Raw genomic sequence first — 19,605 nt, forward strand, 5'->3', positions numbered from 1 at the left:
CCCGCACACCGGCAGCGCTGAAGCTGGCACCCTTCCCAACCGAGGACGGGTGATGAAATCCCTGAAGATGTTGTTGCGGTTCGCCATCGTGGGCGGGCTGATCCTGTTGCTGCTGATCCCGCTGATGATGATCAAAGGCGTGATCAGCGAACGCGAGGCGTACCGCGACCAGGCCTACCTGCGCGTGGCGCAGAGCCGGGCCGGCGCGCAGACCCTGACCGGGCCGATCCGGGTGGTGCCGTGGACCGATACCCGCCAGGTCGAAGTGGTCGACGCGGCCGGTACCAAGAAGATCGAAACCCAGGTGGAGCAGAGCTACTGGCTGCAGATGCCGTCCAAGCTGGTCGTCGATGGCGGCATGCTGCCCGACGAACGCCGGGTTGGCCTGTTCCGCGTGCCGGTCTACACCTGGAAAGCCAAGGTCAGCGCCGAGTTCAGTGATGACGACTACCCGGTGAAGGCGGGGCGCGTGTACGGCACGCCGTACCTGGCGGTGGGCATTGCCGACGTGCGCGGCCTGGTCGGCTCGCCCGATCTGAAGGTGGATGGCGAAGCGCTCACGCTGCAGCCGGGCATCGGTGATGTCACCGGCATCGGCAAGGGCCTGCACGTACCGCTGCAGGGCTTCGCCGACAACACCGGCGGCATGCTCAAGTCCAGCAGGGTGGACCTGTCGCTGGTGCTCGATGGCACCCGTTCGCTGGCGGTGGTGCCGGTCGGGGATGACAGCCGCATCGCGATCCGGTCGCCGTGGCCGCACCCGCTGTTCGGTGGCAGCTTCCTGCCCAATGAGCGCAAGGTGGGCGAGAAGGGCTTCGACGCCGAGTGGGCGGTATCCTCGCTGGCATCGGAGGCCCAGCGCCAGCTGCGCGACAACCGCGATGTGGAACCGGAAACGGTAAGCGTGGAGCTGGTCAACCCGGTCGACATCTATACCCAGGCCGACCGCGCCAGCAAGTACGGCATCCTCTTCATCGTGCTGACCTTCGTGGGCTTCATCCTGTTCGAGCTGATCAAGCGCCTGCGCATCCACCCGCTGCAGTACCTGATGGTGGGCCTGGCGCTGGCGATCTTCTTCCTGCTGCTGCTGAGCCTGTCCGAGCACATTCCGTTCTGGCTGGCGTATGTGGTGTCGGCGGTGGCGTGTATTGGATTGCAGGCGGTGTACCTGTCGGGCGTGCTGCGCAGCTGGGTGCGGGGCATGGGCTTTGCCGGGATGCTCACGGTGCTGTACGGCGCGCTGTACGGGTTGCTGGTGTCGGAGAACAATGCGTTGCTGATGGGCTCGCTGCTGCTGTTCGCGGTGCTGGCCACGGCGATGTGGATCACCCGCCGGATCGACTGGTACGAACTGGGGGCGGGCCTCAAGTAGGCGGCGCTGACGTTATTCGCCATCCCACACGACGCTTCCGGCTTCGTGTGGGACCACCGGACGCTGCTGGGACAAGGGCGGGCTGGTAACCGCAGTGGATCGCGCTAGGTTCCAGCCCCTCGTCACCTCACCACACGTCCATGGCGAACCTTACGTTGTCCCCGGTGGGCCGTGCTGGCGGCTCACCGGCCCGTCCGTCGTCCCCGCCATCGTCGCGCCACCGGCCTGCTGTCGCACCGGTGTCGATCCGCAACACACCGGCGTGCGCACCGACGCGCAGGCTGTGGTTGGACGGCATACCGCGCGGCGAGCTGGACGCGCTCGCCGCTGCCTTGCGACAGGGGCCGCTGGATGCCCATTTTTTCCTGACCCTGCAGCCGCACTTCCACCGCACGGCGCTGGCCGGGCCGATGGCGCAGGGGCTGGTGGACGATGCGCTGGACCGGCTGCTGCCTATGGCGCTTCCGCCGGCGCAGCGGGCCGCCTGGCGCAGCAGCCTGATGGCATTGCTGACCCTGCCACGGGTGGACTGGGAAGTGCAGTGCGCACCGTTGCGGGCACTGCTTACCGACGTGGTCGCTCGCCGCAATACGCTACTGCAGGCGATGCGCGATGCCCTGTACCGCCCGCTGGACCAGTCGCGACGTGACTGGAACGCAGCACTTGATGCCGAGCGCGCCCTCGGCATGGCAGACGCCCGCGAGGTTGCGCAGCGTTTGTGCGGCATGTCGCCATCCCGTCAGCGTGACGCGGTGCGCCAGCAGCTGTGCGACTGGATGCCGACACTGACCCCGGCGCAGGTCGACCGTGCGGTGGCACAGGCCGCTGCGGCCGCCGCGCTCAATGGCGCCTGCATCGATGCACGCAGCGCGCTGCCGGCGCTGTTCGACCGCGTCGATGACGCGGGCGTGCCGTTGATCGGCGATGCCCAGCGCGCCCGGATACTGGCGGCGCTGGACCGGCTGGCCGGCGGCGCCCCAGACGCCTTGCTGGCTACCCAGGGCGGCCGCGGGGACCGGCTGGGCCAGTGGCTGCTGTCGGTCGCCGAGCGTGCAGCCCTGGCCGCCACGACGCGCCACAGCCTGCGAAGCGCACTGGGCGATGCGGTGCTGTTCGTTGCCGGTCTCGCGCCCGGGATCAAGGCGCTGCGTTGGGGTACGGCGGACGCTGCGTTGCCAACAGGGAGCGCTGCGCCCATTCCAGCCATTGCCAGCGCGCCGCCCGCGGTGGCGTCGGGCGCAGCGCGGCAGGGCGGCCGCAGCATGCTGGCGCTGGCCGCAAGCCTGGTCGGCGGCGGGCTGGGCGTGGCGACGCTGGGCTGGCGCTGGGCATCCGCCGACACGCAGGCCACTGCGCCCACGGCGGACGTGCAACCGGAACGGAAGCCTGGTCCGGAATCGGACGCGGCGCGGGTGGACGAGCGGACGCAGCACGTAGTGCGGCTTCTGGACACTGTGATCGACCGCGACGGCGACGGATCGATCTGGGACGTGCTGTGGCAACGCGTGCACCAGAGCGCAGGAGGCGATGCGACGTCGCTGCGCGACACCGTGGCCACCCTGCTGGCGTCCAACGGGATCGCACGCGAGGTCATTGATGCGTTGGGCGGACCTCCGCCCGCGGAGGGCAGGGCGCGTGTACGCCGTGCGCTTCGCCCCCTCCCGGTGCCACGCAACGGCGGCGAAGGGCTGGATGCCACCGAGCGCACCCGGCTCGACGCGGCCACCCGCCTGCTGGTCGATGTGGCGCAGCAGGCGCCGCCGCCGGGCGCAGCCGCGCTCGCGCCACCGGCCGGGGTGGATCTGGCGGTGACGCGCTCGCGGATGCTGACCTGGGTGCAGTCGATGGGGCGCAACGCCAGCGAGCAGCACCAGCGCCTGACCGCGGCGTGGCGCCACGTGGTGGCCTCCGAGCGGGCGCTGACCCTGTCCGCCGCCGCGCTGCCGAACCTCGACGCCGATCTCGCGCGCCTGGTCGCCGCCGACCTGCTCAACGTGACGGGCCAGCGGATCGACCCGACCACGATCTACCTCAATACCTTCCAGCAAAGCCAGCAGTGGCGCGCCTGGGAAGCCGACCAGCTGCGCCCGCCCGGCGCGCTGTTCCGCAACCAGCATCGGCTGCTCCCGCCCGACCGGCGGGTACGCAGCGGGCTGGTCAGCACCCACACCCTGGTGGGGGCGGCACTGCTGCCGGTCGACGCCGACACGGGCCATGCCGGGCTCTACTACCGCTGCGTACCGGGAACCTACTTCCCGGTGCAGGAGTGCCGCGAGCTGACCCTGGAGGAGTTCAAAAGGGTGCAGGGGCGCGATTACCTGGGCGCCTTCCGCCGCCGGTACGACGCGTGCCTGGAACAGGCCTGGCATGCCCGCCCGACGCCGGGTTCGGAAGGGTTCGTCTCGGGCATCGGCCGGCGCCTGGCCGGCACGGCGGTGCTGTTGAATGCGGCGGGCCAGCTCGGCGACGACGCGGCCGCAGCGGTCAAGGTATTGACCGACTTCCCGACGCGTTTCGATCTTGCCGAAGCCGCCAACGGCCGCGCGCTGGCCCTGCCGGGCTGGCAGATCGACGTGCATGCGCTGGCGGCCAACGACCGTGGCCATGCGGTACCGCTGCACGGTGTGCTGCTGGTCACCGCGCAAGCCGCGGCCTCGCCGCAGGCGCCGATCACGCTGGTGATCAGCACCACCCGGATTCCGTTGATCGAGGCGTTCAACAGCAGCGACGCCGCGCTGCAGCAGCTTGCCGACGAGGTGCGCCACCAGTTGCCGGTGCGGGTGGCCGTCAACGAGCACGCGCGCTGGCAGCAGGGCGCGCTGCCTGTGGTGAAGGCCTACGGGATCGACGGCGACTTCCGCTGGGCCCTGTTCATGCAGGCGCTGGAGCTGCGGCATGCGCAGCTGCGCGCCGCAGGCCTGTCATCGCCTGCGCGCATCCGCGAGGCCTTCAATGCGCTCGATTCGGCGCTGGCCCTGCCGTACCTGCCGGTTCCCGTGCCGGTGTTGGCCGCGGCAGGCGAGCTGGCCGCGCTGGACATGGACGGTCTGAACGCGCGCAGCGCGGCGCACTGGACGGCGCGCTTTCCGGCCGGCACACCGGGTGCCCTGCGCAATGCCGACATGGACGCCGCGCGCTGGCTGCACGCGCTGAGTGCCGGCCGCAGCCTGGTCGAGCACGCCTATCCCCTGCTGGTACCGTTCGTCCAACAGCGCCTGGATGACGAAATCATGCGCCGTTACCGCACCGCGTTCGACAGCAGCTGTTGTTACATCGTGTCCTTCAAGGACGGGTATCCAAGCGACCAGACGCGAAGCGGGTGGGTCCACAACCGGGCGCAGAAGCAGGCGGCGGCCAGCTTCGCCGACTGTGCCATGACCCGCGCGGCCGGTTTCGAGGATACGCCCGCGCGCCTGCTGGGCCTGTACACCAGCAGCGACAGCGCGGTGTTCGACGAGAACAGCGAGGTCGTGGGACTGGACGCATCGCAGCTGCTCTCGATGGCGCGCGAACTGGATGTTCAGGGCGACTACCTGCGCGCGCTGGACCGGTTCTGGGAGGCGCACGCGCCGGCCGTGTTGACCACGCTGCGCGGCGGCTACCTGTACGGCTGCGCGCAACAGCATGCAGACGGATCGTTGTCCGCGCGCGGCATGCAGCTGGCCCTCGGTGTGTTCGGCACGATGACGGCGGCCGAGTCGCAGGATCCCGCCTACCGACCGGTTGCGCGTGCCGGTGTGCGCACCGGCTGGCTGCAGGTCCATGGCATTGCCTCGACCGTGCTGCACGTTGGCGACGAGGTGGGGCCGGAGGTACTGCTGTACTTCCCCAACGACCGCAACCGCTTCCACGAGTTTGCCAGCGAGGCCGACATGATGGGCTGGATCGAGCGCGCCGCAGCCACCGACACCGGGCGCCAATGGCTGGAGACCGCATTCGACCTGGCCGACCTGCAGGACGGCTGGATGTCCAACGGCGTGCATACCGCGCTCGGTGCCGGCACCCAGGCGATCTTCGGACACGGGGGCGCGGTGGTGTCGATCAGCGGCGAGGTGTCGCAGGCACTGCTCGCGCGGCTGCGGCAACGCGCGCGCCGCGATGCGCAGACGCTGATGACCTCGGAGTGGGAAGCGTTCCGGCGCCGCTGGATGCCGCGGCTGGAGCGCTGTGAGCAGGCAATGGGGCTGGTCGCGTTGGTGCTGCCGGAAACGCTGCCCGTGGTGGCGGTGCTGTCGGCGCTGCAGCTGGGGGTGGGCGTGGAGCAGACGATCGACGGCGATACGCCTGAGCAACGCCGTGCTGGCCTCGGCACGGCAGCAGGCGGTGCCCTCGGCTTGGCGTTGTCGGCTCCACTGGGTACCGCGCGGCTGGCGGCGGTGGCCGCGCGCGATGGTTCGCGACTGCAACCGGCGATACAGACGCCGGCGTGGGAGCAGGTCGATGATCCACTGGCGCAGCTGGCCGAGCGCTACGCCCGGCCGGTGGCGCTGTCCGGATCGCGCGCCGCCGACAATGGCGTCCACGACTACCTTGGCCGGCGATACATCAGCCAGGGCGGGCACGCATACGAGGTGGCCTTCGACCGTGCGCATGGCACCTGGCGGCTGCAGAATCCGCAGCCGGGCAGCTTCTACCACCAGCCGGTACGGCTGAATGCCGACGGGGCGTGGGAACCCCACAGCGACGTCGGCCTGCGCGGCGGCGCGCCGATCAGCCGATCCAGCAAGCGCAGGCAGTCGGTGGAACGCAGCTATCGCGGTTCCCTGAATTCCCTGGTCGAACGCACCCACTCCCATTCGGTGGACAGCAGCTCGCAGGATTTCCAATGGGGCGTGAATCACTGGGAGCGGGTGATGACACCGGAACAGGCGCGCGACAGCGCCTCGCTGGAGCAGATGAAGGAGCTGTTCGTGTCGGGCCATCTCGACCCGGTGCAGCAGGGCGCACTGTCGGTGATCATCGAGCGGCTGGACAATACGCTGCGTGCCGAGCGCTACACCGTGGTCAACGAGGTGGTGCACGACTCGGTCTACATCGCCGGCGGCCAGTTCATCCAGGCCTCCCAGGGCCTGCTCGGCGAAGGCACCGGATTATCCGCGGCGGGCATGTGCACCGGGCTGTCGCGGATCATGGCCACGGCGATGGGGCAGGGCGAAGAAATCCATGTGCTGGAGCACCTGCGCCAGGCGATCCGCGAGCCCGAAAGCCGGCATGCGGTCGCGCTGCGGGCGCTGATCCGCGACGCGCAGGGCGCGGCCCTGCAGCCCGGTTCGATGTCGGCGGCATCGTTGATCCACGTCGATGCACTGGCGAATTTCCTTGCCAACACCGCGCGCAGCAGCCATTTCGTCTTCAGCGGCACGCAGCACAGCATGGCCTGCGGCGTGAACGTGCTGGACAACGGGCGGCGCGAATACCTGCTCTACGATCCCAACTTCGGGCTGATGGTGTTCAAGAAACTCTCGCGCTTCAACCAGTGGGTGAACAATCTGTTCGGGTCGCGCTATTTCAGCCGGCTGTCGTCGCGGACCCTGGGCGACGCCAGCGCCGAGACGCTGGCTGAAATGTACGGGGCGATCCCGACCCCGGGCAGCCAGCGGATGCAGTTCCACCTGCGCCAGATCCACCCGGAACGGATGCAGGAACAGGCCGCCGCGCGCGGCTGGACCGCGTTGTACGAGCATGTCCGGCCGGCGAGTGGGGGAACGTGAACGCCCCGGCCCCCAACGCCGGCCGAGGCGGGTAAAATTGCCGCGATCCCCGTTCTCCCGAGCCCCCCATGACCTGCCGCACCCGTTTCGCCCCCAGTCCCACCGGCTACCTGCACATCGGCGGCGCCCGCACGGCGCTGTACTGCTGGCTGGAGGCGCGCCACCGTGGCGGGGAATTCGTGCTGCGCATCGAGGATACCGACCGCGAACGCAGCACCCAGGGCGCCATCGACGCGATCCTGGAGGCGATGGAGTGGCTGGGCCTGAACTACGACGAAGGCCCGATCTACCAGACCCAGCGCGTGGCCCGCTACAAGGAAGTGGCCGAGCAGCTGATCGCCGACGGCAAGGCCTATTACGCCTACGAGACCCGCGAGGAGCTCGATGCAATGCGTGAGGCCGCCATGGCCAAGCAGGAAAAGCCCCGCTACAACGGCGCTGCGCGTGAGTTGAACCTGCCGTACCGCGACGATCCGAACCGGGTGATCCGCTTCAAGAACCCGCTGGAAGGCACGGTCGTGTTCGACGACCTGATCAAGGGCCGCATCGAGATCGCCAACAGCGAGCTGGATGACATGGTGATCTTCCGTCCGGACGGCTTCCCCACCTACAACTTCGCGGTGGTGGTGGACGACTGGGACATGCGCATCTCCGAGGTCATCCGCGGCGACGACCACATCAACAACACCCCGCGCCAGATCAACCTGTACGAAGGCATCGGCGCGCCGGTGCCGAAGTTCGGCCACATGCCGATGATCCTGGACGAGCAGGGCGCCAAGCTGTCCAAGCGTACCGGCGCGGCCGACGTGATGCAGTACAAGGACGCCGGCTACCTGCCCGACGCGCTGCTGAGCTACCTGGCCCGGCTGGGCTGGTCGCATGGCGACCAGGAGCTGTTCAGCCGCCAGGAGCTGATCGATCTGTTCGACGTGACCAACTGCAATTCCAAGGCCTCGCGCCTGGACATGGCCAAGCTGGGCTGGGTGAACCAGCACTTCCTGAAGACCGAAAACCCGGCCGACATCGCCCCGCACCTGGTCTACCAGCTGAACAAGCTGGGCCTGGACCTGGGCGCCGGCCCGGCCCCGGCCGACGTGGTGGTGGCGCTGCGCGACCGCGTACAGACCCTGAAGGAAATGGCCGAGAAGGCGGTGGTCTGGTACCAGCCGCTGGTCGAATACGACGAGGCGGCGGTGGCCAAGCACTTCAAGCCGGGCGCGGAACTGGCGCTGGGCAAGGCCCGGGAGCTGCTGGCTGCTGCCAGCGAGTGGACCGCTGAAAGCGTGTCGGTGGCCCTGCACGAGGTGGCCACCGCGCTGGAGATCGGCATGGGCAAGGTCGCCCAGCCGCTGCGCGTGGCCATCACTGGCACCCAGGTGAGCCCGGACATTTCCCAGACCGTGTTCCTGGCCGGGCGTGAAGAGGCCTTGAAACGCATCGACGTCGCACTCACTAAAGTACCGACGGCCTGACCACAGGAGACCGCATGTCCGCCAAGACCGCTTGTACCGCCCCACACCATCACGTTCACGACGCTTCGGACTTCGTGAAGGTGGTGGAGCGCGTGTGCACGGAGCGCGGACTGCGGCTGACGCCGATCCGCGCCAACGTGCTGCGGTTGATTGCCGAGGCCGGCAAGCCGGTCAAGGCGTATGAGCTGCTGGAGTGGGTGCGCAGCGGCAAGGGCGTGGGCGCCGATGCCCCGCCCACCGTGTACCGCGCGCTGGATTTCCTGATGGCGAATGGTTTCGTGCACAAGCTGGAATCGGTGAATGCGTTCGTGGCCTGCCACCACCCCAGCAGCGCGCAGCACTCGGTGCCGTTCCTGATCTGCAACAGCTGCCACAGCGCGGTGGAGCTGGAAGACCGCGACATCGTCAGCCAGCTGGAAAAGCGCGCCAAGGAGCTGGGCTTCCAGCCGCAGGCGCAGACCCTGGAAGTGCACGGCCTCTGCGCCCGCTGCGCGGGATGACGCACCCGCCGGGGCTGATCGACAATACGGCGCGGTCGCCCTGATAGTGAAACAAGCGCTGGACTGACGGTAGGGTCGGTTCCCAAACGACCGCCGATCCGGTCTATCGGTACTTGGACGCATGACCCGGGCCGAAGCTGCGCCTTTGTTGCAGGTCATGCGTTACCGGATCTTGCACCTTTATCGGCGGTCGTTCGGGAACCGACCCTACCGGTCCTGCTGCTGTTGCTTCGGGGTCGCGGCAGTATCGACGCGTACGACCACTGACATGCCCGGACGCAGGCGTGGGGCAAGCGCCTGGTCCGGATCGATCGCGATCCGCACCGGCAGACGCTGCACGACCTTGGTGAAGTTGCCGCTGGCGTTGTCCGGGCGCAACACGCTGAATTCCGAACCCGTGGCCGGCGCGATCTGCTCGATGTGGCCGCTCAACCGTTCCCCATCGAAGGCATCCACCGCGAAGGTCGCCGGCTGGCCGATGCGCATCTTCCAGGTCTGGCCTTCCTTGAAATTGGCCACCACCCACAGCGTGTCCGGCACCAGGAACAGCAGCTGCGAACCGGCGGTGACGTACTGGCCCAGGCGCACCGACGCTTCACTCACCTGCCCGTCGCGCGGGGCGTGGATGACCGTGTTGGCCAGGTCGATGCGTGCCAGTTCCAGCTGCGCCTTGGCCGTTTCCACGCCGGCTTCCAGGCCTTTGCGCGCGACCTGGGTGGAGGTCAGTGTTTCTTCGGCAATGCGGATCTGCGCCTGCGACTGCTGCACCGAGGATTGCGCGGCCTGCGCGCTGGTGCGGAACTTGTCGCGGTCGTTCAGCGCCACCAGCTGCTGGTCGGCCAGTTCTTCATAGCGCTTGAGTTCGGTGCGCGAGCGGGCCAGTTCCGATTGGCCGGCCGACAGTGCCGCCTGGGCCGCGCTGATCTGCGCGCGGTTCTGTGCCTGCGCCTGGTCGGAGTTGGCCAAGGCGGCCACCGCGCTGTCCAGGTTCGCCTGCGCCTGCGCCACCTTTTCCTTGTAGATGCGGTCATCGATGCGCAGCAGCGGTTCACCCTGCCTGACGTGCTGGAAGTCCTTCACCAGCACGTCGGTGACATAGCCGTTGACCTGGGGCGCCAGCACGGTGATCTGGCCGCGCACATAGGCGTTGTCGGTGCTTACCCAGCTGCTGTTGAATGGCCATAATGACCAGGCGCGCAGGATCAGCGCGATGCCGATCAACGCCACCACGATCATCACCGCTACGCTGCCCCGGCTGGGCTTGAGGTACTTCGGTGCGCTGCTTGGCGCTGCGGCGGCGGCAGGCGCTGCCGGTGCGGTTACCGGTGCGGCATCGGTGGGCACCGGCGGGTTGACCTCATCAGGATTGTCATCGCGCGGAGGCGTCGTGGACATGGAAGGACCTATTGCAGGGAAACGGGGTGGGGATGGCGTTTTCGCCACTGCTTGAGCACGGCGGTGCGCAACGACAACAACAGCAGCCAGCCCAGGAAGATCAAGGCAACCCGGCCGCTCAACGAGAACACGTCGTTGAAGCCGCGCACGTTGGCCTCACGCCGGGTGACCTGTGCCAGCTGCGCGGTGCCTTGGGCACTGCGCTGCACCGGATCGGTGAGCAGCGGCGCATAGATCTGCTGCTGCAGTTTCAGGCGCTGGGCGACCACGCCATCGCTCGGGTCGAGCTGGCTGACAAAGGCGCTGGAATAGACCTGCTCACGATGCAGCTGGAACGTGCCCAGCACCGCCGAACCGGCCAGCCCGCCCAGGGTCTGGGTGATCGACAGCGTGACCAGGAACGTGATCATGTGGTCGGTGCCCTGTTTCAGCGCCTGGGTGATGCCCATCATGATCAAGGGGCCCATGAACATGCCCGCGCCCATCGAGGCCAGGAACTGGCTGAGGAAGAAATCGTGCGGGCGGTCCTGGCTGGTGCGGCTCTGGTCCAGCAGCGCGGCGGTGCCCAGCAGCAGGATCGCCATCAGCAGTTGCGCGACGATGCGTTTGGGCCCGAAGGTCAGCGAGCTGGTGGCAATGCCGGTAATCACCCCGGCCAGGATCACCGCGAACAGTGGCCGCATCTGGTCCGGGCCCATGCCCAGCTGGCGCATCAGGCCGATCACCCCATAGGACTGCTCGGTGGTGAGGAAGCGGATCAGGAACGCGCCGAAGATGAAGTGCAGGGTTGCCGGGCTGGCCAGCCAGCGGGTCTGCAGCAGCGGGTTGCGCCGGTAGTGTTCTACCACCACGCCGGTGGTGCCCAGCGCGACCGAGGCGACCAGTGCCCAGCCCAGCCACGGCGTGTCGAACCACCAGCGCAGGTAGCCCTGGGCCAACACCACGACCAGCAGCGCCACCGCTGGTGCGAACAGCGCGAAGCTGAGGAAATCCATCGGCTCGAACACCTTGATCTGTGCACCGGGCGGCAGCTTCAGCATCACCACCGCGGCGAAGGCGCACAGCGCCAGGCCGGCTTCGAACAGGTACAGGTTGTGCCACTGGCCGGTATCCACCAGGCCAGGCGACACCAGCCAGGCGATCGGCAACGCCATCTGCGAAATGCCCACGCCGATCACCAGCAGGTTGCCGGTATAGCGTCGCGGCAGCGACTGCAGCATGTACAGCGTGCCCAGCGTGCTGCACGCTGCGCCAGCAAAACCGCTGGCGGCGCGCATCATCAAGGTGGTTTCAAAACTGCCCACGAACAGGTGCAGTACTGCCAGCGCGGCATACAGGCCCAGGCCGATCTCGGCAAACAGGCGGATGCCGTACTGCTGGCGGAACTTGAAGGCCAGCAGGTTGGCAGTGACGTTGACCATCGCATAGGCGGCCACCAGCCAGCTTCCCTGCGTCGGGGTCAGCCCGAGCTGGCCCTGCAGGAACGGCAGGTTGGCGGTAACCAGCGCGTTGCCCAGCCCGCCGGTGATGCCCACCAGCAGCGCGACCAGCGCATAGGCCATACGGCGGTGCGGCGGATGCCACGGCATCGACGCCGAACCGGGCAGGGTCGGCTTTTCGTGTTCCTCCCAATCGGGAATGGGCTTGAGGTACTCGGGCATCAGCGACTCCCGTCGACCTGTCCGCCCAGCCCTCCGCGCAGCAGTTGCAGAGCGCGCCCGGCCAGCCGCGCGCGCTCCTCGCGGGTCTTGCCGCGCAGTGCGGCACCCAGCATGCTGGAAATCAGCGAAATGTCGGCCGCCTGCAGGTCGGGGCGGCACAGGCCGGCATCGATCGCGCGCTGGATGGGCGCCTTGAGCAGGGCGTGCACGGTCTGCCGCGCCGCCTTGATCGTGGGTTCGTCGGGATCCACCGCGCGCCAGTAGTCGGCCAGCGCGGGCGACTGCACGATGCGCGAGGCCATGCCCTGCAGCACCTCGAACAAGGCATCGTCGCGATCGCCCAGGGTTTCCACCTGGCGCGCGATGCGGGCCACGGTGCGGTCCAGCAGCGCTTCGATCAACGCGGTGCGGTCGGGGAAGTTGCGGTACAGGGTGGCGCGGCCGACCTGGGCCTTTTCGACCACCAGGTCCAGCGGTGCGGTCACGCCATGCTGGCCGAACACGCTGTCGGCGGCATCGAGGATCAGGGCGCGGCGGGCAGCCGCATCGGCACGTTGACTTTGCATGGGCTATTTTCGGACAGGAATGTCCGCAATGGAAGCCGGGCAGGCGATACCGGTATGAGGCCGCTCTGCTTGGTCAACGAGGCGTGAAGTCAGCGCGTGCCCGGAACCGCATGGCACCCGTAGCGCGCTTCGCGGATCGGCAGGTTGATCACCGCTGCCAGCGCGGCCAGGGCCATGTCGGCGTACCACATCCACAGGTAGTTGCCGGAATGGGCCAGCGCCAACCCGCCCAGCCACGCGCCGAAGAAGCCGCCGAGCTGGTGCGAGAGGAGGGTCAGGCCGAACAACGTGCCCAGGTAACGCGGACCGAACAGCTTGCCGACCAGGCCGGCGGTGGGCGGCACCGTGGCCAGCCAGGTGAAGCCCAGCGCGGCGGAGAACACATAGAAGGTGAGCGCGGTGGGCGGGGCCAGCAGGTAGGCGCCGATCATGACCGCGCGGCTGGCGTACATCCAGAACAGCAGGTACTTCATGCGGTAGCGCTGGCCGAGTGCGCCCACCAGCAGGCTGCCGGCGATGTTGAACAGCCCGATCAGGGCGATGGAGGTGGACGCGACCGTCGGCGACAGCCCGCACAGCGCGATTTCGCCGGGCAGGTGGGTGACCAGGAAGGCGATGTGCAGCCCGCAGGTGAAAAAGCCCAGGTGCAGGTACCAATAGCTGCGGTCGCGCGCGGCCACGTGCAGTTGTGCGCGCAGGCCATCGTCATCGGCGGCGCCGGCCGCGGCATGGTCACTGGCACGTCGCCGCAGCGGCCAGGCCAGCGGCAGCGACAGCAGCGCGGCGGCCGCCATCACCCACATCGCCCGCGCCCAGCCGGCGCTGCTGATCACCCACTGCACCAGCGGGGCGAACACGAACTGGCCGAGCGAACCGCCGGCGTTGATCAGGCCGGCGGCGAAGGAGCGTTTTTCAGCGGGGAGCCGATGCGCGGTGGCGCCGATCAATACCGAGAAGCTGCCCGCACCGGCACCGGCGGCCATCAACAGGCCCAAGGTGAAGCTCAGCCCGAGTGGGCTGGTCAGCAGCGGCGCCAACAGCAGGCCGGCCACCAGGATCAGCGTGCCGCCCAACAGTACCGGCCATGCCCCGCGCTGGTCGGCCACCGCGCCAAACACCGGCTGCACCGCGCCCCAGACGAACTGCCCGATTGCGAGCGCGAAGCTGATCTCGACAATGCTCACCCCGGTGCTGCGGTGGATCGGGTCCACGTACAGCCCCGACGTCTGCCGCACGCCCATGGTCACCATCAGGATCGCCGAGGCCGCCACAAGCAGCCCCCAATGCATGCGCGGGGCGGGGGACGCTGGATGCATGGGACGTTCCCGGTCGGTGGATGTTCCGGATTGTACGACCAAAAAAACGGGGGCCGTGCGGCCCCCGAAGGTCAAACGGTGACCCCAGCGGGGATCAGAAGTACGCGCGGATGCCGAACGCCACGCCACGGCCCGGCAGCGGCGAGTAATCGCGCAGCAGCGAGGTGTGTGCACGCGCCTCGCGGTTGGTCAGGTTGTTGCCGTCCAGGAACACCTCGTAGCTGTTGCTGTCCGAGCGGTCCCAGCGGTAGGCGAAGTGCGCGTCCACCAGGGTGTAGCCCGCGCTCTCGGCTTCGTTCTGCGCGGTGTCCTTCTGGCTGCTGTAACGCACTGCACCCACCGAGGCGCGCCAGCCATCACGCGACCAGCGCAGGTCGGCGCCGACCCGCGCCGGGGAGATGCGCGGCAGGTAGCCGCTGTTGGCCAGGTCCACGGTGTAGTTGTGGTCGTGGTCACCGTGCGGCACGGCGATGTCGACACTGCGGCTGCCGCTGCCATCCAGTTCGGCCTTGACGTAGTCACCGAACACGCGCAGGTCCCAGTCGCCGCTGTTGCCTTCGAACAGGTGCACCAGCGCTTCGGCCTCGGCGCCCTTGAAGGTGGCGTCCTGCTGGGTCCACAGGCGCACCGGCAGGCTTTCGACCACGCCGGTGTCGGCCAGGTAGATAAAGTCCTTGAACTTCGTCTGGTAGATCGACGCGGAGAAATCGAGGCGGTCGCTGTGGGTGTGGATGCCGAGCTCCACGCGCTGGCCGCGTTCGGTCTTCAGGTTGGCATCGCCGATTTCCAGCGAACGGGTGGCGATATGCGCTCCGGCCGCGTACAGCTCTTCATTGGTCGGGGCGCGCTCGGATCCGTCCACGCCAAAGCGCAGGTCGACGGCGTCGTTGAGCTTCCAGATACCGGCCGCCGAGAGGTTGGTGGCATCGAAGGTGCGCGCGCGGTAGTCGCCGGTCGGGTCCAGCTTGACCTGGTCGTGGCGGCCGCCCAGTTCCAGCTTGAACGGGCCGAACTGCTTTTCCTGCAGCACGAACAGACCCACGTTGCGGGTGCCGGTATCGGGCACGAAGGCTTCTTCGCCCTTGGCGCCGAAATCGCTGTTGCCGAACTGCAGGCCGAACGCGCCGTCCCAGCCGCCGATCTGCTGCTGCACGGCTTCCAGGCGGGCTTCGACGCCGCGGTTGGTGAAGCGGGTGGACGGCGTGCCAGCTTCCAGCTCGACATGTTCGTAGTCGGTGTAGGCGGTGCGAAGGTTGATGTTCTTCAGGAACGACACGGGGTTGTAGATGCCGCCCTTGGCTTCGAAGCGGTTCTGCACCATGTCGATGCGCACGTCGTGCTCGTCGCCTTCTTCTTCCTCGTCGCCATGGTCGTGATCGTGGTCATGGTCGTCGTCGGCATGCACGTGCGCGCCGTTGGGGATGCCGTAGTTGGTGCGGTAGGTGCTGGCCGAGGCGCCGAAATAGCCGCCCTCGCCGAGCCAGGTGGCGCCGACGCCGCCGGCGCGGGTGCGGATGGAGCTGTTGTCCAGGGTGCCGCGGCGCGGTTCGTCGGTGTCGCCCTCTTCGTGGTCGTGGCCGCTGTGGTCTTCCAGGCCGTCGATCACCGCGTAGCCGGGAATGCGGTAGTCATCGCCGTTGCGGACCAGGCCATCGACATGCAGCACCCAGTTGCCGTTCACGCCATCGAGCCGGAACATGCCGCTGCGTTCGTCGTTGACCGAGTTGCCGCGCAGTTCGGCGCGGCCGCTGAGCGGGCGGTCGGGGAGGTCGCGGGCGATGCGGCCATCCACCACGTTGACTGCGCCGCCAATGGCGCCACTGCCGAACAGCAGGGTGGCCGGACCCTTGAGCACTTCGATCTGGTCGGCCAGGAACGGTTCGATGCTGGTGGCGTGGTCGGCGCTGACGGTGGAGGCATCCATGTTGCCCATGCCGTTGGAGAGCACAGCCACGCGCGGGCCTTCCTGGCCACGGATGATCGGGCGGCCGACGCCGGGGCCGAAGAAGGTGCTCTGCACGCCGGGCAGCTTGGCCACGGTGTCGCCGAGGGTGCCTGCCTTCTGTTCGTCCAGGCGCTCGCCAGCGAGCACGTCCACGGGGCGCGCCAGCGATTCGGCATCGCCCTGCAGCGGGCTGGCGGTGACCTTCACTGCGGACAGTTCGGTCAGGTGGTGGTCACGCTCGGCGGTATCGTCGGCGGCGAAGGCCAGGGTGGGGAGCAGCGCAGCGGCAAGCGCCAGGGACAGGGCGTGTGGCGTGAGGGAGCGGGAAGAGCGCATGGGCAAGGGGTCCGTCGGTCGAATTGTTACAATGTATCAATGGTGGGGCGCGCCAATCCCGTCAAATCGGGAGGGTGGAACCGGGTAAGGCAGGGGGAGGGAGTGCGCGTCGGGATTGATGTTATATTATTCCATAACGCTTCGCCGACCCTGCTGGAAGTCATGCCCCTGTTCTCCCGCCTCCGTCATCTGTTGGATCGCTTTGGTGCCACCGGCTCGTTGCTGTGTGCGGTGCACTGCGCCGTGCTGCCTGTTCTGCTGGCGGCCGCGCCCTCATTGGGGTTGTCGGTGTGGCTGGGCGACGGGGTGGAACTGGCGTTGGTCAGCTTCGTGACCCTGCTGGGGCTGTTCAGCCTGGTGTGGGGCTATCGCCGCCACGGGGCGCTGCGCGCGCTGGGCTTCCTGGTGCCGGGCCTGACCGCGCTGTGGGCGGGGTTGCTGTACGGGCCGCTGCACCATTCGGCGGTGCCGCATGCGGTGGTGATGACGCTGGGCGGGGTGCTGGTGGGTGTTGCGCACCTGGTCAACCTGCGCCTGAACCACGGGCACGTCCATGATGCGAGCTGTGCGCACTGAGGTGCTGTGGTAGGCTTTCCGATCGTGCGCGGGGGCGTCTGCAAGGACGGGCCCGCCGAACCCGTGTCAGCACGGGGTAATCAGATTTCAGACTAAGGAGTTGACGACATGGGTAAGGGTGACCGCAAGACCGCCAAGGGCAAGCGCTACAACGCCAGCTACGGCAATTCGCGTTCGCACGCGGTGAGCAAGGTGGCCGTGGGCGCAGCTGCGCCGGTCGCCAAGAAGACCGTGGCCAAGGCCCCGGCAAAGAAGGCAGTGGCCAAGAAGGCTGTTGCCAAGGCCGGCTGATCGCTCAGCCAGGTCCGACGAAAAAACGCGGCGCTTGCGCCGCGTTTTTTTTGGTTTCGAGCAATGTGATTGCGGACAACCCGATAGTGCCGGGCCCTGCCCGGCAGCTTCATGCATTTTGGCGAACAGCCGGTGGGCCTTGCGTGGCCTGAGCTGGGCCGGCGGGTGCGGGTTTGCGGGACACGCCGTAAACCCATCCATGGGGGCTTGGCAAAAACATCCATGTTTTTGACAGTCCCGCAAACCCGCCCCCGCCGACCCTCGACGGTGTGTTGGTGGCCACGGAAGATCAACGGCGGTGTCGATCATCTTCATGCGTTACCGGCCGCGGTGGCGCTGCATGCCGTCGTTCGGGAACCGACGCTACCGGACGAGGTTGATTCAGCGTACCCAGCCGGGTACCCGGCCCCACGTTCATTCGGCGTACCCGCTGCGTAGGGACACGCCATGCGTGTCTGATTTTCGTATCCGCACGCGACCATCTGTCGGGGAGGCCGGCGGGCAGCTCCTGTAGGGACTGTCAAAAACATGGATGTTTTTTGCCAAGCCCCCAAGGATGGGTTTACGGCGTGTCCCGTAAGGGGCTGCCCGTCGGCCTCCCCAGCACGGAAAAACTGAAACGCTGCGATTCGCCAACCCGTCAGCAATCGAAATCACTTCAACGCAGGAACCAGCGTCTCGGGATTGCCATCGTTCGGGGCGGCCGGAATGCCCAGCAGACGCGTCATCAACGGATAGAGGTCTACGTTGTCGAAGCCGGGCAGGGTTGCGCCCTGTTTGAACGACGGACCGCGGGCGATGAAGATCGCGCGCATCGAGGGCAGGGCGTTGTCGTAGCCGTGCGAGCCGCGGTCGCCGGGTTTGCGCTCGGCCAGGCGCTCGCGGGTCAGCGCGTTCCAGCCTTCGTGCATCTGGCAGATGATCGGCGGGATGCGCGGATTGGAGCCGTACTCCCAGCGCGCCGGCAGCGTCTGCCGCGTCCAGCAGTGGTAGTTCGCGTGCGCGCCCAGCAGGATCGCTTCGGCCGCCGGTTGTTTTCCAGGCAGCGGGGCGAAGCCGATCGACTGGCCCGTCGACACGTTGCTGGCGATGGTGGGGTCGACCATGTCTTCCACCGCGATGGTCTGGCCATCGGGTACCTGCGCCATGCCGTGGTCCGAGACCACGATCAGGTTGGTGCTGCCATCCAGGCCGCGTGCCGCAAGGCCGTCGAGCAGGCGACCGATGGCCGTGTCCACCTGGACGATGGCGGCGGCGTACTCTGGGGAATCCGGGCCGAAATGGTGGCCGGCCTTGTCGACCTGCTCCATGTACAGGGTGACCAGTCGCGGCGCATCCGGGCCATCATCGCCGACCCATCGCAATACGTCATCGACGCGGTCGGCGAGGGGCACATCGGGGCTGTATACCCGCCACTGGCTCGGCCGCACGCCCTGGATGGCCGCCTCGCTGCCTGGCCACGACCAGGTGGCGCTGCGCAGGCCAGCCTTCTCCGCGCCGACCCAGATCGGCTCGCCACCCCACCAGCGCGAATCGGTCACCGCCTCCGGCAGGTTGACCTGGAACCGACCCAGCGCCTCTTCCTGCATGCTGTTGTGGATGATGCCGTGGTGGTTCGGGCGCAGCCCGGTGACCAGCGTGTAGTGGTTGGGGAAGGTGAGCGACGGGTACGACGGCGTCATCCAGCGGGCGCGTACGCCGTCGTGCGCGATGCGCGACAGGTTCGGCGTGATGCCACGGTCGAGCATGTCCGCACGCAGGCCGTCGATCGAGACCAGCAGCAGTTTCGGCGTAGTGGCCGCCAGCGCGGCGGCGCCGGCGACAGCCGCTGTTGGCGGCGTGGGCGTGGGCGGCGCGCTGGCACAGCTGGTCAGCGCGAGGGCGGCGGCAAGCGCCAGCGAAAGGCGGACGGAAATCATCCGCCCATGATAGTCCGCCGCAGTGACGCGGCGAAGACAACCGATGGCACGGTCAGGCGAACAGCGGCTGCGTGCGCGATTCGAGTTCGAGCAATGCGGCCTTGGTTTCCAGGCCGCCACCGAACCCGGTAAGTGCGCCGCTGCTGCCGATCACGCGGTGGCAGGGCAGCACGATGGGCAGTGGGTTGCGTCCGTTGGCTGCGCCCACCGCGCGGCTGGCCGTGGGCTGGCCGATGTGGCGTGCCAGCTGCACGTAGCTCCAGGTTTCGCCGAACGGAATGTCGGCCAGCGCCTTCCATACGCGCAGCTGGAACCCGGTGCCGTGCGGGGCCAGGGGCAGTTCGAAGCCGCTGCGTTCGCCGCGCAGATACTGCAGCAGCTGGGTGCGCGCTTCGCGCAGCGCATACGCATCGCGCTGCCACTGCGCGCGGCCCTTGGCGTCGTAGCGGTTGTTTTCGAACAGGATGTGGTGGATGCCCTGGCTGTCGCCGGCGACGGTCAGTGCGCCGATGGGGCTGTCGAAGGTGTCGTAGAGCAGGTTCATG

13 protein-coding genes are annotated in these 19,605 nt (G+C 68.0%); 6 read left to right on the forward strand and 7 right to left on the reverse strand.

Annotated elements, in window-relative coordinates:
• Positions 1-52 precede the first annotated feature (52 nt).
• The 4 genes from creD to BAY15_RS06835 all read left to right on the forward strand — a co-directional run bounded on the left by creD (position 53) and on the right by BAY15_RS06835 (position 9,055).
• Complete coding sequence (creD, locus tag BAY15_RS06820; RefSeq protein ID WP_068850336.1) at positions 53-1,372, forward strand: cell envelope integrity protein CreD; 1,320 nt, start codon at positions 53-55, stop codon at positions 1,370-1,372.
• Between the two features lie 287 nt (positions 1,373-1,659).
• Positions 1,660-7,083 (forward strand): dermonecrotic toxin domain-containing protein, encoded by a 5,424-nt coding sequence (locus BAY15_RS06825; RefSeq protein WP_068850338.1) that lies wholly within the window; start codon positions 1,660-1,662, stop codon positions 7,081-7,083.
• A 68-nt stretch (positions 7,084-7,151) separates the two neighbouring features.
• Complete coding sequence (gene gltX / locus BAY15_RS06830) at positions 7,152-8,555, forward strand: glutamate--tRNA ligase (protein WP_068850342.1); 1,404 nt, start codon at positions 7,152-7,154, stop codon at positions 8,553-8,555.
• A 14-nt stretch (positions 8,556-8,569) separates the two neighbouring features.
• Entirely contained in the window at positions 8,570-9,055 is a 486-nt protein-coding gene (locus BAY15_RS06835) for a Fur family transcriptional regulator (protein WP_068850345.1), read from the forward strand.
• A 207-nt stretch (positions 9,056-9,262) separates the two neighbouring features.
• On the opposite strand, the gene BAY15_RS06840 is transcribed toward BAY15_RS06835, so the two are convergent.
• From BAY15_RS06840 to BAY15_RS06860, 5 genes are all read right to left on the reverse strand, one after another.
• On the reverse strand, positions 9,263-10,450 hold the full coding sequence (locus tag BAY15_RS06840; protein ID WP_068850348.1) for an HlyD family secretion protein: 1,188 nt from the start codon (positions 10,448-10,450) through the stop codon (positions 9,263-9,265).
• A gap of 8 nt (positions 10,451-10,458) precedes the next feature.
• Positions 10,459-12,114: an MFS transporter gene (locus tag BAY15_RS06845; RefSeq protein ID WP_068854590.1), complete on the reverse strand. Its 1,656-nt coding sequence runs from the start codon at positions 12,112-12,114 to the stop codon at positions 10,459-10,461.
• Positions 12,111-12,677, reverse strand: a complete 567-nt coding sequence (locus BAY15_RS06850) for a TetR/AcrR family transcriptional regulator (protein ID WP_068850351.1) — start codon at positions 12,675-12,677, stop codon at positions 12,111-12,113. The genes BAY15_RS06845 and BAY15_RS06850 overlap by 4 nt, the downstream gene beginning before the upstream one ends.
• 89 nt (positions 12,678-12,766) lie before the next feature.
• On the reverse strand, positions 12,767-13,993 hold the full coding sequence (locus BAY15_RS06855; protein ID WP_068850357.1) for an MFS transporter: 1,227 nt from the start codon (positions 13,991-13,993) through the stop codon (positions 12,767-12,769).
• Positions 13,994-14,087: 94 nt separating this feature from the next.
• A complete protein-coding gene (locus BAY15_RS06860; RefSeq protein ID WP_428999284.1) occupies positions 14,088-16,274 on the reverse strand; it encodes a TonB-dependent receptor in 2,187 nt (728 codons plus the stop codon).
• Positions 16,275-16,436: 162 nt separating this feature from the next.
• Between BAY15_RS06860 and BAY15_RS06865 the strand changes: the two genes are divergently transcribed.
• Positions 16,437-16,850 carry a MerC domain-containing protein gene (locus BAY15_RS06865; RefSeq protein WP_068850361.1) on the forward strand — a complete coding sequence of 138 codons (414 nt, stop codon included), beginning with the start codon at positions 16,437-16,439 and terminating at the stop codon, positions 16,848-16,850.
• A 108-nt stretch (positions 16,851-16,958) separates the two neighbouring features.
• Positions 16,959-17,141: a 30S ribosomal protein THX gene (locus BAY15_RS06870; protein ID WP_068850363.1), complete on the forward strand. Its 183-nt coding sequence runs from the start codon at positions 16,959-16,961 to the stop codon at positions 17,139-17,141.
• A gap of 653 nt (positions 17,142-17,794) precedes the next feature.
• Here the strand turns inward: BAY15_RS06870 and BAY15_RS06875 are convergent.
• Both BAY15_RS06875 and BAY15_RS06880 read right to left on the reverse strand, forming a co-directional pair.
• Positions 17,795-19,060: an ectonucleotide pyrophosphatase/phosphodiesterase gene (locus BAY15_RS06875; RefSeq protein ID WP_068850366.1), complete on the reverse strand. Its 1,266-nt coding sequence runs from the start codon at positions 19,058-19,060 to the stop codon at positions 17,795-17,797.
• Between the two features lie 52 nt (positions 19,061-19,112).
• On the reverse strand, positions 19,113-19,604 hold the full coding sequence (locus BAY15_RS06880; protein WP_068850369.1) for a methylated-DNA--[protein]-cysteine S-methyltransferase: 492 nt from the start codon (positions 19,602-19,604) through the stop codon (positions 19,113-19,115).
• Between the last annotated feature and the right edge of the window lies 1 nt (position 19,605).

This window comes from Stenotrophomonas rhizophila (assembly GCF_001704155.1).
Lineage (GTDB): Bacteria > Pseudomonadota > Gammaproteobacteria > Xanthomonadales > Xanthomonadaceae > Stenotrophomonas > Stenotrophomonas rhizophila_A.